Source organism: Shewanella sp. ISS20, assembly GCF_056522965.1.
The window spans coordinates 3135149-3151498 of the sequence record NZ_JAWRZK010000001.1 but is presented as its reverse complement, the minus strand read 5'-3'; the positions used below and the strand labels follow the sequence as shown (position 1 = coordinate 3151498).

The window sequence follows — 16350 nt, the reverse complement described above, 5'->3', positions numbered from 1 at the left end:
CTCTAAAAATATAGTCAACAATTGTCATGCGCACTTAATTTACTATTTAAATTCTTGAATTTAGCTTAACGGCTCTCACTCTTCGCAGTGTCCATAACAGCATAACGCAGCCACTAAATATCAGGCCACCATAAAGCATGCCGGTACCGATCGACCAAGCTAATAAGCCACAAAAAGCCGCTGAGAACGCGACTATCCAGTATATGCCTTTATCCTTAATTAGCTTGGCGGCGGCCAGCATACTCAAGCTATAAATCAGCACAAATACGCCGTTACTCCAACTAATTAAGGTTTCAAGAGAAGCGCCATAAAACTCTGCAATCACTAAAATAACTGCCATAGCGATAAGTAACAGTGAAAGCGCATTGATGGGCACCCCTTTAGCATTTTTATGACACAGAGCTTCAGGCAACAAGCCTTGCTCGGCAAAACTTGCCATTAATCGGGCGCAGCCTGCGCTATAGACGTTAACCGTGGCCAAACCGCTTGCCACCCCTAAAATGCCAATAATCACAGTGCCGCCTTCCCCAAAAAAGTGATTAAACAGCATCACCATAGCCTCAGCACTATTAGTGGCATGACTCATGGGAAACCACAGCAATAAGCAAGTACAAAGTAGATAAATCACCCCAACTAATGACGTGCCGATTATGATGGCAGCCAGCATGTCGCGTTTGGGGTCAATAAAATCATCGCTCAGATGAGTGACGGCTTCTATCCCAAGAAAACTCCACAGACCTATGGCCATAGCTGCCATGACAGCATTGACTTCTATCTTGCTGACTACTGCCATAGATAATTGGCTTATCTCTCTTGAACCGCCTGCAATTAATGCCACCACCACGGCCACTATTAGCAGAGTTAAGCCGAGCTGTAATTTGGCCGACACTTGAATACCGCCGCGATTGACCCACCACAGCAGAGCTAACATAGACAGCTGAAACAAGAGCGGCCAAGGTCCAGTAAAGTGCCAAAAAAGCTCAATAAATTCATAAGTCATTAATAGCGCTGCCGGCGCGCCAATGGGCACCACCAGCAAAAACATCAAGCCGATGACTCGCCCAAGCACAGCGCCAAATGCCAGCTCAGTAAAATAGGCTGGCCCCGCCGCATGGCTAAATGTCGCGGCCAAACGACCAAAAACCCAAGCCACAGGTAAGATGGCCAAGGTTAATACCAGCCAAGCAATAACGGCATTACTGCCCGCTAACGCTAGGGTCATTTGCGGCAAAATAAACACGCCAGTGCCGAGCAAAGTTGTGGCCATCATAGCCGCGCCTTGAAGCCGGCCAAGTTTATGACTCATGAATATCCCTTGAGATAACGCTAAGGGCCTGAGTATATCGCCAATCCATTAACAAGCCGTCAGCATTTGCGGGTATTTTAACCACAAATAACATCTAATCAGTCAATTTAAGCCAGTTAACGATTTGCAGGGAGACAGGTTTTACTAGTAGCAGTTTGCCACCAGCAATTTTCTATTGTCTTGCCGCATGGCAAATAAACGTTGCAAATCAACATAGCGACTAAACATAGCAACTCAAGATGGCAACTAAGAGGGGGATTGGAAGTATGGGGGCTGCCTTAGCGCCCCATATTGCGGCTTTGTTGACGTCTAACTTGCTGACCTTGCGCCAGCACTTCGGCTAAATGCAAAATCACGCTTAAGGATGAAGCCAGCGCTTGCTGCTCTGGCGCCAATCCTTGCGCTTGCCATTGCTTGGCAAGCTTAATGGCGATATTAATGATTAACTGCTCAGGCTGAGACAGGTTTTGCTGCGACGCCTTAACAAACAATAACCTAAAGGCATCGAGCAGCACACTCATCACTACTTCATCAGCGAGCTCTGTATTGGCAGAGCACTCAAATCGCCAATCGTTTTCACCATCAAGCGCTTGATAACTCATGGCGGCAATTAAATTAGTCACAGTAGTTAAACTGGTGGCGCCAACAAACAAGGCGCTAATGTCTTGATTAGCGGCTAAATAGCTAGCTAGATGCTGGGCAAAATCCGCTTTTATGCGCTGCGCCGCCAAGGCATTAATCACACTCATAATTCGCACTCACTCGTTAACAATACTTTTAAGCAATCTTTTGACACTCATAAACTATGCCGCATAGCTTACCCTTGCAATTCTAACCATACAGTTAACTGCTGCAAATAATCGCGAGTTAACAAGGCTAATGCCCGATAATAATCGGTATCGCTATGCTCAGCTAAACGGTCAATACAAGCTGGTGCAAACGTCATAATAAATTGCGCTAATAACTGCGCAAGCCAAGCGTCACTGCAATAAATTTCATCGCTGCCAAGGGCGGCATCCGCGCCAAGACCGTTGGCTAACATGGCCAATAACAGCCCCATATGATCTAGCGGCTCATTGCGCTCACTATCAATATTAATGCCTGCTTGACGATAAAATGCCATCAAGGCTTGGGTGCTAACATCATTGAGCAGCCCAGTTTCGCACAAATACACTGAGCCCCAAGGCGGACATAAAGGCACGCCTGGGCCAATAAACAAACGGCTATAGTCTTTAAGCAATTCATCTAGACTGGTTTGCGGTTTAGACAGTAACTCACAGCCCTGCATACTTGCTTGGCTGTGGGCGAGCGGCCATTCTTGACACCAATCGACTTGACTAAACTGAGCCAATAATTCGGCAGATGGCGGCTGAAACCACAAGTTATGGAGCACTTGGGCCATGGCTTGCATTTCTTCACGGGAGATAGTCATACTGGCTTCCACTGAGTTAACGCCTAAGGCGTTGAATAAGTTAGTAATCAAAAGGCTAAGGCGCACTGCACTTTGGCCTTAATACTTACTCTTAGAGGTTTAATACTTACACTTCAGCAGGGTTAAGTACGCTGCCTTCCACCAAGTTAAGCTTAGGCTCGCTATTTGATGGCCATGGCTGGCTATAACACAAGCCTATGGTCTCTTTCGCTGGGCGACCATGACGGTTAGCCTTAATGATTAAGTTAGGCTTAGTAATGTCTGGAGATGGCAGCGGCGCAATATGGCCATCGCCTTCGCCATACTTGGCCTTAAGCTTGTCCATGGTATCGAAATCCAGCGCGCGCAGCGGGCAAGATTCAACACAAATCGGCTGACGACCAATGGCGATACGCTCAAAACAACCATCGCACTTAGTCATGACTTTACGATCAGGGTCGAGCTGTGGCGCGTCATAAGGACAAGCACAAGCGCAGCTTTCGCAACCAATACATAAGTCTTGCTTGATATGCACTAAACCATCTTCAGCACGCTTATGCATAGCGCCCGTTGGGCAATACTTAACGCACGCAGGCTCATTACAGTGATTGCAACCAATCGACATATAGTAAGCAAACACGTTTTGACTAAAGCTACCATCATCATTTGTGGTCCACTCACCGCCGCCGTATTCATACACACGGCGCCACAACACGCCTTTCATGGCTGAAATACCCGTGGCGCCTTCGCCTTCACCGCGCTCAAGCCCGACCATGCGGTCTTTACAAGCCACATGACAAGTCTTACAACCAGTACACTTAGTAGTATCTAGGTAAAAACCATATTGAACATTTGCTTTCATGGCTTATGCCTCCTGTTTCGCAGCAATTTGCACGCGGTTAGTGTGCTGAGGATTGCCCTTAACCACTGGGGTTGGGTGATACTTGGTCAGAACGTTTAAGGCGCCATTGATATCCACTGGGCGACCTTGCTGATCTTTATCTGTCCCCGGCTTATACCAGCGGCCTTCACCCATGGCAGTAACGCCAGGAGCAATACGCGGAGTAATACGCACAGGCAATTCGGTCATGCCGCGATCATTCCATACTCGCACAATTTGGCCAGACACTAAGTTGCGCGCTGCCGCGTCCATAGGGTTCATCCATACCGCATCTTCTACCGCTTCACGCAGCCAAGGCACGTTGTCATAGCTTGAATGCACTCGGCCTTTAGTGTGATAACCAATTAACTGCAAAGGATATTCCACCGCAGTTTGCTTATCTTCATAGCCATCCCAAGTCACCACATACTGAGGTAATGGCGTGATTTGATAACGCTCTTGCTGCTTGCTGCTAAAGCGTTGCTGCTCTTGCGCGCTCCAATAATTTTGTAACTGCCAGTTGGCGCGTTTATCTGCCAGTGACAAAGAATAGATTTCAATCTTGCCTGATAATGTTTTAACCCCGTAGGCATCATCTTTGCCCGCTACCCAATCTTTAAGCACCACAAAGCTTTCAGGCATGTATTTGCGGAATACCCCTTGCTCTTGCGCTTCGCTATAGGTTGCTGGCAAACCAATATCTGGGTTGTTAGCGCGGGTTTGCTGGTACAAGGTATTATTCCAATCGGCAACATTTTTGCCTTCGGTATAATCATCACAGCCCATAGCCTTAGCTAAGCCAGTGCAGATGTCGTACATGTTTTTGGCTTCACCCAGCGGCTTAACCCCAGTGCTCATCATGGTCATATAACCCATTTGGCCTGAAGCATAAGAGTCACCTGCTAAGTCATCAGACTCAAGCCAAGTGGCAGCAGGTAAAATGTAATCTGCGTAGCGCGCCGATGGCGTCATCCAGCAATCACACACCACAATCAGCTCACACTTACTGGTGTCACTTAAAATCTTAGTGGTACCGTTAATGTCTGAATGCTGGTTAACAATGGCATTACCGCTGACATTGATAATGGCCTTGATGTTGGAATCTAAGCTTTCAGCGCCCTTAAGGTTATGGGTATAAGGGGTGAATTCTTTACCGCGCTCAATGGCTTCGCTAAAGGTAAATACTGGAATAGTGGCTTTAACTGGGTTATCACCAATATCAATGCCAGCCACGCCTAAACCGTAGTTCATTGGCATAGCGCCAGTGTTAACCCCAGGCTGACCTAATTTACCGGTTAAAATCGATAACATGTACAAGGCGCGCGTAGCCTGATCGCCATTGGCATGACGGCTAACGCCAGCGCCTATGCTGATGTACGGCGCTTTAGCGGCCATAATGGCATTGGCTAAATCACGAATTTGCGCGGCGCTAATACCTGTGCGCGCCGCCGCCCACTCTGGGGTGCGCGCTAACTTGCTATAGGTGCCAAGAATATAATCGCGATAGTTTTCTTCTGGATTGATTAACGCCGCGTAGCGCTGCTGTTCGCTGTCATCAGATACTGCCCACAAGGCTTTAAAGCTTGCCAGTGACTCATAGTCATAACCTAAACAATGCTTATCTAAGAAGGCTTTAGAATTGTTTTCAATCCAGCCGCTACTAATCATTTCATAAGCTATGGCTTCGGCTAATGCCGCATCTGTGCCAGGGCGAATAGGCAACCACTGGTGCTCTTTACCCAGCATAGAATCGGTATAACGGCTATCAACCATGTATACCTTAATGCCCGTCGGGTGGTTATTCAGTGCCTGCACAAAGTCATAGCCTTCACCACTACCGCTCATGCGCATTTCATTCGGGTTAAAGGCAACCCCTAAAAATAAGTCAGCATTAGCAATTTCGGCTAAACGCGAGCCATAGTAAGCATGGCCAGCATCACCATAAGTGGCTTCGGCCGCCATATATAGTTGCGCCCACGAGTAATCCCAATGGTGATCTAAGTAACCGCCAGTTTTATTGAGTAAGCGCTGCCATACCTGATAACCCGCAAAGCCGTAATAGGCGCCGCTGCGGTAATGGAAGTAAGTGGATGCTGGGCCGTGATCGCGGCGGATTTGCATCAGCTTCTCACCCACTTCTTGGTAGGCTTGCTCCCAGCTAATGGCAACGAATTGATCAAGCTCACCAGTGCGAGTTGCGCCAATACGCTTCATTGGGGTACGTAAACGGTCTGGGGCATAAGTACGTTGGCGCAGTGAGCGGCCACGAGTACAACAACGAATTTGGTGATTCTCGCCATATTGATCAGAAGTCTCGTGGTCGGTTTCAACCCGAGTGATCACCCCATCTTTACTGAAAACCTTGATAGGGCAGTTAGAACCACAGTTTACCAAACAGGCAGACCAGTGCTGAACTTCATCAGCAGTAGGTTGCAGTGGCTTGCTAAATGCAGGAGTTTTAGTGCTAGGGTTACAGGCGCTAACGGTAGCAGCGCACCCCATGGCGGCACTCATTTTTAAGAAACTTCTACGTTCCATGACTTATGACCTCAATAGAATCCACAGCCTATTTGATTGGCGCTAGCCTTGGCTTTGGCTAACTTTGGTAATCAAATCAAGCTGTATTAGTGATATCCATTGTAAGAGATCTCAGGGTTCAAACTGCAGTTGTTACTTTTTCACTAGGTAGAATTGTGGCGCAAGCGGCAAATTAGCCAAAAACTTGAGTTGACTCACGCTTAAGGTTAAATAATTGAACTAAATCAATAGAGCCTATACTGCTGAAAAATAAAACATTAATACAGTTACTAATATCTAAGGTCAAGAGTGAGTTGCCAACTTGAACCGTGCTTGTTACAAAAGATGCCATAAAGCTCATTGAGAAAACATGGTGCTAGTCAAATTTTGAACAAAAAAGCAATTGTTATGACTCAAACTAGGTAGCGCAGGTTGTTATTCGTGGCGCCATTAACAGCGCCATTGGGAATGTCATTAACAGTGCCGATAGCTGTGCCAACAAAAGTGCCAGCCAAAAAGCACACAAGCCACTAATAGGTTATGTGGCTTGCTAAGGTGAAATAAAAGGGCAGCTTGTGATTAAGGCCTGTGTTAAGCCATTAATGTATCGACTTATCGATTTGCGCGCTTAACCACTGGCTAAACTGCGCCATATTTTCAAGGGATTGCGCGTCCATTGCGAGGGTATTAGTCGCCATCACCTCATCAATTTTGACCTGTAAGCTCGTGGCTTGATAAGCGCAGCCTACCAACTCTTGGGTCAAGCATTCAAATGGCGTAGGGTCGAGCATATCGGTAAATAAGGTGGCCGTCATAATCTGCCCTTTTTCCACGTCAAACAGCACTTCCACCCCGCCCCAACTAAAGCGCTCATCTAAGCTGTGGGTAAAAGGCGGCGTTTGGCCAACGTTCCAATCCCAACTTTGCTGGGTGGCAAACTTGTCACTTAACCCAGGCAAATCAACGCCCTTACCCGCAGTAAAATCATCATCAGAAATATACTCAGGCGCCACTGACTCACCATAATAGTCACTGAACGCAGCAATCATGGCATCACACACTTGCTGATGATCTATATCGCTCTTAACGGTATTAAGGTTAATCACCCGCGATTTCACCGAAGTGATGCCCTTAGCTTGGAGTTTTTTCGGATCTGGCGTTAGATAATCCCCAAGACGCTGCATGTCAGCACTCAGCAATAAAGTACCATGATGAAAGCCCCGCTCTTGGGTTTCACGGTACGCTGAACCTGAAAATTTACGCACGCCATCGCCATCATCTATCACTAAATCATTACGACCATTGGCGCAGCCTTGAATACCTAAACTTGCCAAAGCATCGAGAACAATTTGGGTGGATATGTCTTTGTTGTATTCGGGCTTGGCCGCCATAAAGGTAAAGTTAGAATTGCCTAGATCGTGGAATACAGCGCCGCCTCCCGTTTGGCGCCGCGCTAATTTCACCCCATCTTCTGCCATCTTATCGGTGCGACACTCACGCCAAGGATTTTGCGCGCGGCCAATCACCACAGTATCGGCATTGCGCCATAAAAACAGCACCCGCTGATCGGTCGGCATATTGCGAAAAATAGTGTCTTCAACCGCAAGGTTAAACCAAGGGTTAGTGGAGGTAGAAATCAGAATGCGAGTGCGATGCATAAGTCAGTGGCTCTATAACGATAATGACAGGATTTTAGACCCCAAGGGGTGGTGAGTGCCATAAGTCATGGCACGATATGACTGATTGATTGGGTATATTTGTTTTTAGGGAGGTTTTTATCCGTTTATCCTGCCACGAGCGTTGCTTTATTGGCTACTGCGTTGTCGGCTACTGTTTTATCAATACCTAGGCTCGCCGCCGCCTCCCTCGCTTCGGCGGTTATCGAACACGACAACACGAGCTATTCAAACGCCCGTATTGGAATGCAGGATGATTAACGGGTAATCACATTCACTATATCTAAGATTTTTCGCGTTTTTTCATCAAGCTTAATAATCGAATCATCGACTCGAATGCTAATTCGTCCATCTCTATCGAGGGGCATAACTATATGGCCGCGATCATAAATATCGCTATGCAAAATATCGCCGCGGCGCAGTTTCTTCTGCCAGCCTGGTGGCAAAGGTTGCCCTTGATCCACTTTCTTTTGTAAACCCGGTGGCAAGCCTTTGTCTTTTTTATGATGCTCACCACCCGAATTAGCCGTAGCTATGGCTGGCACAAGTAAGCTTGATAACACACAGCTAATAACCCATCTTGATATTTTATTCATGCTGACTCCCGCTTATAGTGAATTTCATACCAGTTACCTCGCCATACATAGCATCAATAATAGCTTTGATAGCACATCACTCGCTTTAAAAAACGTCGCTCACAACTTAACCATATCACAGCTTGCTGAAATCTGGACGCGAGAGACGGTTGAGTATGGAATACAAATAAAATACCAATCCGCACAGGGCAGCGCCGATGAGATATAACCAAGTGCCGCTTAAGTGATCAAGAATGATACCGCCACCGAGCGGCGCAAGCGCAAAACCTAAGTCATAAAATGAGGCCGCGCCTAAATAGGCGCCGCGTAACTTAGCGGGGGCGAGGCGGTCGATATGCACATTCATGGTGGGGAATAAAATAGTTTCAGCCAAACTCATTACGATAATAGCGCCAACCCAGCCCCAGAATAAATCTATGGGGTTGGCCGCTAACCAACACTGCGACACCATTAATAATACTAATCCCATGCGAATACGATCTGTTAGTTCAAACCGTGCCAGCAATTTTAATAATAAATACTGAGTCGAGATAATCACTAACGCATTAGTCAAAATCAGTGATGAAATGAGCTCCAGCAAATTGGGGGCATTGGCGCGGGTTAAATATTGAATCAGCGAACTATCCATTTGCGCATAAATGAACATACATAAAATATTGGCGACAATCAGGCATTGCAGCAATTTATCTTGTAATAACACCCGTATTATCTGCTGCCGCCCAATAACGGCAGAAGCCATACTATCGTCAGCCTTAGGATTAGCGCAGATTTTGCTTAAGTCATTAGCGCCCTGTTTTGCCTGATGTTTAAAGCCAAAAAATAGCAGTACTAATAGCAAAGCAAAAGCCGCAGCTGTAATATAAAAACTCGATTGCTGACCGGTAACGCCAAACCAAATGCCAAGTAATGGCCCTAAGGCGCAGCCGACATTGACCACAAAATACAAAGATTGCATAGCTAATTCGCGGGTTTTCACATCGGCAATAATATCGCCCACGGCTGCTGAAGTCAGTGGCCGCCACAGCGCAGTAGCTATTGAGCATAATGTCATGACCACGACATAGCCCATCACAGTATCCACTTCTGCCAACAGTGAAAATGAAATGACGTAAAGCACACCAGTGAAATACATTAATTTCTGCCGGCCAATTTTGTCCGATAACGAGCTACCAACAAAGCTAGTAACCACAGAAATTAACGCTGCGCTAGATAAGACTAAGCCGACTTCGGTGGCCGATAGCGCAAACTTCTCATACAGAATTACCGCTAGAAATGGCCATACCATGTAATAACTGCCGCGGGTAATAAACGAGCCAAATAATAAAATCCACATGAGGCGCGGAAATTGTTTAAAACGGGCAAGTGACACGTCTGAATGCATGTAGGCCAAACTTTTAAGGCATTTAATCGCTGGTTAAATATACGGAGTAATTAAGTAAAAAGTAGCTAACGTTAAAAATAAATCTTAATAGCCGCTATAAATTGATGGCATCAGAGACTAACAGCCACAAACAAGATGTTCCCATAAAAGAAAACTCTCTACATATTGAATATGCTGAGGGTTTGGCAGAAAAAGAGTGTTACTTAGCGGCAGCTGCCATTTGGCCAGCAATTCGGCCGTACACAATAATATCTGTGTAGGCATTGCCTCCTAAGCGGTTAGTGCCATGAGTCAAACCTGTAACTTCACCTGCGGCATAGAGACCTGGAATAACCTTACCTTTAGTATCAATCACATGGGTTTTAGTATCCGTAACTAAACCGCCCATAGTGTGATGCACTGAAGGGGTAGCCTTCATTATCCAGTAAGGACCTTGGCTCAAGTTCACTAAACCCGCTCTGTGATAAAACGCCTCATCCTTACCTGTAGCACCGTAATGGTTAACGTCCGTCACTGTGCTCATCAAGCTTGACTGAAATTAGTACTGCATCAGGAACTTAGTGGCGATGTCGACATCTGGTGTAACTAGGCGGTCTTTATCGTAATAAGGCAATGATTGGCGCAATGACTCGCCTGGAAATAGTCAGTGATTTTTACGTATTACAGTCAAAGCTTATTAAACTAGAACTGTCGCGATTAAACCGCGAGCAGCATCACAAGAGGTTAATGCGAGGTAATAAGTAGGTCACAACTCTAATCAATACTAACACTGTCACCAAAGAAGCTTGAGTCAACAAACAGCCTTACAATCTCAATAATCCTTATAATTTCAACGCGTGATCAAACAGAAATGCCACACGCATAGGACTAATATCCCGCGGTTAATGATAGCTAGTAGGTAGTGGCATAAGGTAAGACAGTATCATCACAGCGCTTAACTAATGATGTTTAAAAGCAGAGGTTTTATTCAAGGTGAGGACTGAGTAGAACCACACCTTGTTAATCATTAGCTAGTAGTGAAAGAGTTATGGCTTATACAAATGCTTAGCGTGAAAGCGCAGATGGTTTGCCATAAAACTTGAGACAAAATAGTAGCTATGATCATAGCCTTCGCGATAATTCAGGGTTAACGGGTACTGACTTACCTTAGCGGCAGCAACAAGTATCTCAGGTGTTAACTGCTCAGCTAAAAAGTTATCCGCATCCCCTTGATCCACTAATGCTGGGACAACTTGCACTGCGCTGCGCATTAACACGCTAGCGTCATAGTTTGCCCAAGTGGCTGTATCTTTACCTAAATAAGCCGAAAATGCTTTTTTACCCCAAGGGCAATTCATGGGATTCGTAATCGGGCTAAAGGCAGAAACTGACAGATAACACTCAGGGTTTCGCAGCGCTATCATTAATGCGCCGTGTCCGCCCATAGAGTGGCCAGAGATGGCGCGTTTATCCGTAACCGGAAAGATAGACTCAATCAAGCGCGGCAGTTCATGCACTACATAATCATACATTTGATAATGGCGATTCCACGGCGCTTGGGTGGCATTGACATAAAAGCTCGCCCCTTGGCCTAAGTCATAACTGGCATCATCAGCGACACCATCGCCTCTAGGGCTAGTATCTGGCGCCACAATTGCTATTCCAAGTTCAGCCGCTAGCGCCTGCGCGCCTGCTTTTTGCATAAAGTTTTCATCGGTACAGGTTAAGCCAGAAAGCCAATACAACACAGGCACCTTGTTGATGGGCGATGCTTGTGGCGGCAAATAGATAGCAAAGCGCATGTCGCAATGTAAGCTGCTGGAATGATGCCGATATTGCTTATGCCAACCGCCAAAACTCTTGTTCACGCTAATACTGTCAACTATCACTATGGCGACTCCTCTCGATGTTTGCGTTAATGCTTAGGTGCATTTATTTCAAAGCTTGTATTTCAAAGCTTGTATTTCAAAGCGCTTATTTCAAAGTAAGCACTACAGGCGCCAGCGGCGCTTGCAGTATTAAGTCACTGATTATTTATCGAAATGAATGACAGTGCGGATACTCTTACCTTGATGCATTAACTCAAAAGCCTCGTTCACTTGCTCAAGCGCCATAGTATGAGTAATGAAATCGCTTAATTGGAACTCGCCTTGCAAGTAACGTTCAACATAATCTGGCAATTCTGAGCGGCCTTTGACCCCACCAAATGCTGAGCCTTTCCATACCCGCCCTGTGACTAATTGAAATGGTCGCGTAGAGATTTCTTGGCCGGCGCCCGCCACCCCAATAATCACAGATTCACCCCAGCCTTTATGACAACACTCAAGGGCTGAGCGCATGACATTGACATTACCAATACATTCAAACGAGTAATCTACGCCGCCATCGGTGAGCTCAACTATCACATCTTGAATCGGCTTGTTGTAGTTTTTAGGATTAATAAAGTCAGTCGCGCCCAGTTTGGCGGCTAACTCAAACTTACTCTCGTTAATATCCACCACTATGATGCGTGACGCTTTTGCCATAGTGGCGCCAATTACGGCCGATAAGCCAATGCCGCCCATACCGAAGATAGCCACAGTCGCACCCTCTTCCACTTTGGCGGTATTCATCACGGCGCCCATGCCAGTCGTCACGCCGCAGCCCAATAAACACACTTCTTCAAGTGGCGCGCTAGGGTTAACCTTGGCAAGAGAAATCTCAGGCAATACTGTGTATTCAGAGAAAGTCGAGGTGCCCATATAATGATAAATAATCTGGCCATCTTTAGAGAAACGGCTAGTTCCATCTGGCATTAAGCCTTTGCCTTGGGTTGCACGAATCTTTTGGCAGAGGTTAGTCTTGCCCGACTTACAGAATTTGCATTCGCCGCACTCAGGGGTGTAGAGCGGAATGACATGATCGCCCACTTGCACGCTAGTCACGCCTTCACCGATAGACTCAACTATGCCGCCGCCTTCGTGACCTAAAATACAAGGAAAAATACCTTCAGGATCATCACCCGATAACGTAAAGGCATCGGTATGACACACGCCAGTGGCTATCATCTTTACTCGCACTTCGCCTTTTTGCGGCGGCATAACATCAACTATTTCCATAGTTAATGGCTGACCGACTGCCCAAGCGACTGCAGCTTTGGATTTAATTATTTGTGATGTCATAGATGCATCCTCACATTGAAACTGAACATACGGTCTTATCTGGATCAGTGCCGTGATTAATGGCAAGTAGTATAACTAGCACTCGATAATTGATAATCCCATGCTGGAGTAAAGCGCTTTTACCATAGGGTAATAATGGGGCGTTACTTGGGTCAAAAACTATACGCCTGCGAGTTCAAAATAACAGCAATTAATGTGTTATTGCTGCGCAAATAAACTAAGCAAAACCACACTTATCATCTATCACCTTTTTGAACCCTTTTTTTGCTGTAAATCTTGCTCATTTTGGCAAGCAACACACAAGCGCACGCCGCGAATTGCCTGTTGGCGCGCCGCTGGAATTGGCGCTTCACACATTTGGCAAATGTCAAGACTTGGGCCAACAGGCAAGCGCTTTCTCGCCGCGGTAATGCCCTCTTCAATACTGCTATCGATTTGCTCTTGCACTGCCCCTTCTTTTGCCCATCCACCTGCCATAACATCCCCCTTTCAGCCATAGACACTTGCCCGCAAGCCATAGAAAATCGCCAGTAAGCCAATATTTTGGATATGTTTACGAGCATTTAGCCACTATATTGACCCGCTAGATTTATCAAGAATGAAATAATAATCAGTGAATCGTGCCAATGACTTTTACCTATAAGTAATAATGCTATATTGCCAAACAAGAGTTTTGGCTTCATCAGCCAAACCCAGCAACTGAGATAGTTTATTTTAGTCGATACACTATGCGGCCACTAAAACAGAGTCAGCAACGCGGCCACACTCACATCAAGGAATACACATGGTTAATTGGGAAGGAGTCAGCGAATTTGTGGCGGTGGCCGAGGCCGAAAGTTTTACTCAAGCCGCCAAACGCCTTGAAATCTCCATAGCGCAAATGAGTCGACAAGTGAGTGCGTTAGAAACACGCCTCGCCACTAAACTCTTGCATCGCACTACCCGCAAAGTGTCACTCACTGAGGTCGGCCACATCTATTACCAGCATTGCCGCCAAGTGTTAGATGGCTTGGAAGACGCTGAGCGCGCCATTACCAATTTGCAGACCATACCGCGCGGCCTGTTAAAAATTACCGCCCCAATCACTTATGGTGAAAGAACGCTGGCGCCGCTATTAAATGACTTTCTGCTTAAATATCCTGAGCTGGAAGTGAAAGTTAACCTCACCAATCAGAAGGTTGATTTGGTCGATGGCGGTTACGACTTAGCAATTCGCTTAGGAATACTCGAAGACTCAAGTTTAATAGCCAAACGCTTAGGCACCCGCACTCAATATGTGTGCGCATCGCCTGACTATATTCAGGCATTTGGCATACCGCATTCATTGTCAGAGCTTGATAGGCATAACTGCATTCAAGGCACGTTAGATTACTGGCGATTTCAAGAAAACGGTAAAACCCGTAACATTAGAGTGAAAGGTAATCTCAGCTGTAACAGTGGCTTAGCTTTGGTTGACGCGGCGATTAAAGGCCTAGGTATAGTGCAACTGCCTGATTACTATGTTGTACCATATCTGCACGATGGCCGCCTAGTGCCGCTACTGGAGCAGCACCGCCAACCAGACGATGGCATTTGGGCGCTGTATCCGCAAAACCGTTACTTATCCCCCAAAGTGCGCATGCTTATCGACTTTTTAAGCGAACAGCTAAGCATAAATTAAACCAAAAATGGCGACCTAAGGGTCGCCATTTTGATATGTATGCTAGTGCTATAACCTAAAGCTTATTGCAATAACTGCACGATAATCAGCAAAATTAAGCCAGGGCACACGAACTTAACGTAACTTGGCCACCAGCGCCAAAACCAATGGCTAGTATCAACGCCATCTTGCTGCGCTATCACAGCCAATAACTGCTGACGGTTCCACACCCAACCCACATAAATAGCGATGCCTAAGGCAATCAACGGCTGCGCGCGCTCTGTGGTTAAGGTAATGATCAGGCTAAACAAGCTACCGAAATAACACACCACCAGCACAGATAACGCGGCAATTACTAATCCCACTAAAGCGCTGGCTTGATTGCGACCTAACGCGGTTTTCTCCACTAAATAACTGGTTGGCACTTCAACAATAGAAATGGCTGAGGTCAGTCCGGCGATAGTCATCAGCATAAAAAACACTATGGCTAACAAGTACTGACTCACACCGCCTAAGGTTTCAAACAAGGCTGGCAGCACAGTAAAGACTAAGGTATCGGCATTCAATAAACTGCCATCGGCGGCAAAAATCTCAACGCCATTATGCTGCGCCACATACATGGCTGGCAGCACCATTAAGGCCGCTAAAAATGCCACGCAAGTATCAGTTAAGGTGACATAAGCAGTTAACTTACCTAAGTTTTCTTGCTGACTCACATAAGCGCCGTACACCATCATGGCGCCTGTACCTATGGTCAAAGAAAAGAAGGTTTGCCCAAGCGCGCCAATTAATACATCCGCGTCCCACACTCTTGAAAAGTCAGGCACTAACAACACGGTTAAGCCTTCCATAGCGCCATCTTGCGTCAGAATATAGCCAACGCCCGCCACCAAAATCAGCAGCAATAACGGCATCAAACGCTTTGACCAGCGCTCAATACCTTGCTGTACGCCTTGGCGAATGACCAAGATCACCATGGCAATAAATACTAAGGTAAATACTAAATTGCGCGATACTGAAAAGTCCATCAGCCAAGCACTGACATCATTCATGCCCGCCATTTGCGCCACCGGCGCCATGGCATAACTCACGAACCAACCAGATAAAATGCTGTAAAAGGTGCAAATCAAGGTGGCGGTAATAATCGAAAATATGCCGATGGCCTTACCGATCTTTTTAGCCAAAGCACCCTTAGCCACCTTGGCCATGGCATCGGCAGGATTAGTTTGGCCGTGACGACCAATCATAAGTTCTGCCAGCAGCATGGGATAACCTAAAACCAAGATCAGCAATAAATACACCAGCAAGAAGGCGCCGCCGCCATGAGTGGCTGCTTGGGTTGGAAATCCCCAAATATTACCCACCCCAACGGCAGAACCTGCTGCCGCCATAATAAAGCCAATACGCGAGCTAAATTGCGTAGCTGCTGTTGATGCCATGGTTAACCTCGACCACTGAAATGAGCGCGCATCTTAATGCCTCACGCCAAAGTGTCAACGCGATAAATCAGCTTTAAACTTAGATTTTATAGCGCATTTAGCTTTCAAATAGATTTTTTGAGAAATTAATCCTCAATTTATGTTTAATATTGAACAAATGATTGCGCAGGCGAGCAACTAACTTGATTGCTGCGCAATTTTCTGTAGTCGTCACAAACAACCAAAGTTGCGACATGAGTCACACTTTTAAGGGTGAGCGAGTTCAAACAACTCATCGCAACTGGCCTGAATTACAGCTTGGATGGCAGCTCGAAGGCAACTAACAGCGCCGCCTAACATACGGCGCTAACAGTAACCTTAAGCTA

General features: G+C 46.3%; 13 protein-coding genes and 1 pseudogene. 1 reads left to right on the top strand and 13 read right to left on the bottom strand.

Annotated elements, in window-relative coordinates; translation table 11 throughout:
• Positions 1 to 46: 46 nt before the first annotated feature.
• From yjeH to AC1HDP_RS14265, 12 genes and pseudogenes are all read right to left on the bottom strand, one after another.
• Entirely contained in the window at positions 47 to 1306 is a 1260-nt protein-coding gene (yjeH, locus tag AC1HDP_RS14320; RefSeq protein WP_479639249.1) for an L-methionine/branched-chain amino acid transporter, read from the bottom strand.
• Positions 1307 to 1584: 278 nt separating this feature from the next.
• Positions 1585 to 2055 (bottom strand): hypothetical protein, encoded by a 471-nt coding sequence (locus AC1HDP_RS14315; protein ID WP_479639248.1) that lies wholly within the window; start codon positions 2053 to 2055, stop codon positions 1585 to 1587.
• A gap of 68 nt (positions 2056 to 2123) precedes the next feature.
• Positions 2124 to 2738: a TorD/DmsD family molecular chaperone gene (locus AC1HDP_RS14310; protein ID WP_479639247.1), complete on the bottom strand. Its 615-nt coding sequence runs from the start codon at positions 2736 to 2738 to the stop codon at positions 2124 to 2126.
• Between the two features lie 106 nt (positions 2739 to 2844).
• Entirely contained in the window at positions 2845 to 3579 is a 735-nt protein-coding gene (locus AC1HDP_RS14305; protein ID WP_140930408.1) for a DMSO/selenate family reductase complex B subunit, read from the bottom strand.
• A 3-nt stretch (positions 3580 to 3582) separates the two neighbouring features.
• A complete protein-coding gene (locus AC1HDP_RS14300) occupies positions 3583 to 6135 on the bottom strand; it encodes a DMSO/selenate family reductase complex A subunit (protein WP_479639246.1) in 2553 nt (850 codons plus the stop codon).
• Positions 6136 to 6713: 578 nt separating this feature from the next.
• The gene (locus tag AC1HDP_RS14295; protein ID WP_479639245.1) at positions 6714 to 7772 is read right to left on the bottom strand and encodes a lipoate--protein ligase; all 1059 of its coding nucleotides are present in this window, start codon (positions 7770 to 7772) and stop codon (positions 6714 to 6716) included.
• Between the two features lie 275 nt (positions 7773 to 8047).
• A complete protein-coding gene (locus AC1HDP_RS14290) occupies positions 8048 to 8386 on the bottom strand; it encodes a hypothetical protein (RefSeq protein WP_479639244.1) in 339 nt (112 codons plus the stop codon).
• Positions 8387 to 8501: 115 nt separating this feature from the next.
• The gene (locus AC1HDP_RS14285; RefSeq protein WP_479639243.1) at positions 8502 to 9767 is read right to left on the bottom strand and encodes an MFS transporter; all 1266 of its coding nucleotides are present in this window, start codon (positions 9765 to 9767) and stop codon (positions 8502 to 8504) included.
• Positions 9768 to 9966: 199 nt separating this feature from the next.
• Positions 9967 to 10302: pseudogene (locus AC1HDP_RS14280) on the bottom strand (FAD-binding protein); the annotation flags it as partial.
• Between the two features lie 490 nt (positions 10303 to 10792).
• Positions 10793 to 11635 (bottom strand): S-formylglutathione hydrolase, encoded by an 843-nt coding sequence (gene fghA / locus AC1HDP_RS14275; protein WP_479639242.1) that lies wholly within the window; start codon positions 11633 to 11635, stop codon positions 10793 to 10795.
• Positions 11636 to 11776: 141 nt separating this feature from the next.
• The gene (locus AC1HDP_RS14270; protein WP_479639241.1) at positions 11777 to 12907 is read right to left on the bottom strand and encodes an S-(hydroxymethyl)glutathione dehydrogenase/class III alcohol dehydrogenase; all 1131 of its coding nucleotides are present in this window, start codon (positions 12905 to 12907) and stop codon (positions 11777 to 11779) included.
• 243 nt (positions 12908 to 13150) lie between these two features.
• Positions 13151 to 13384: a DksA/TraR family C4-type zinc finger protein gene (locus AC1HDP_RS14265; RefSeq protein ID WP_479639240.1), complete on the bottom strand. Its 234-nt coding sequence runs from the start codon at positions 13382 to 13384 to the stop codon at positions 13151 to 13153.
• A gap of 307 nt (positions 13385 to 13691) precedes the next feature.
• On the opposite strand from AC1HDP_RS14265, the gene AC1HDP_RS14260 reads away from it, so the two are divergent.
• Positions 13692 to 14567 carry a LysR family transcriptional regulator gene (locus AC1HDP_RS14260; protein ID WP_479639239.1) on the top strand — a complete coding sequence of 292 codons (876 nt, stop codon included), beginning with the start codon at positions 13692 to 13694 and terminating at the stop codon, positions 14565 to 14567.
• Positions 14568 to 14629: 62 nt separating this feature from the next.
• On the opposite strand, the gene AC1HDP_RS14255 is transcribed toward AC1HDP_RS14260, so the two are convergent.
• Complete coding sequence (locus AC1HDP_RS14255) at positions 14630 to 15985, bottom strand: sodium-dependent transporter (protein ID WP_479639238.1); 1356 nt, start codon at positions 15983 to 15985, stop codon at positions 14630 to 14632.
• Positions 15986 to 16350 lie beyond the last annotated feature (365 nt).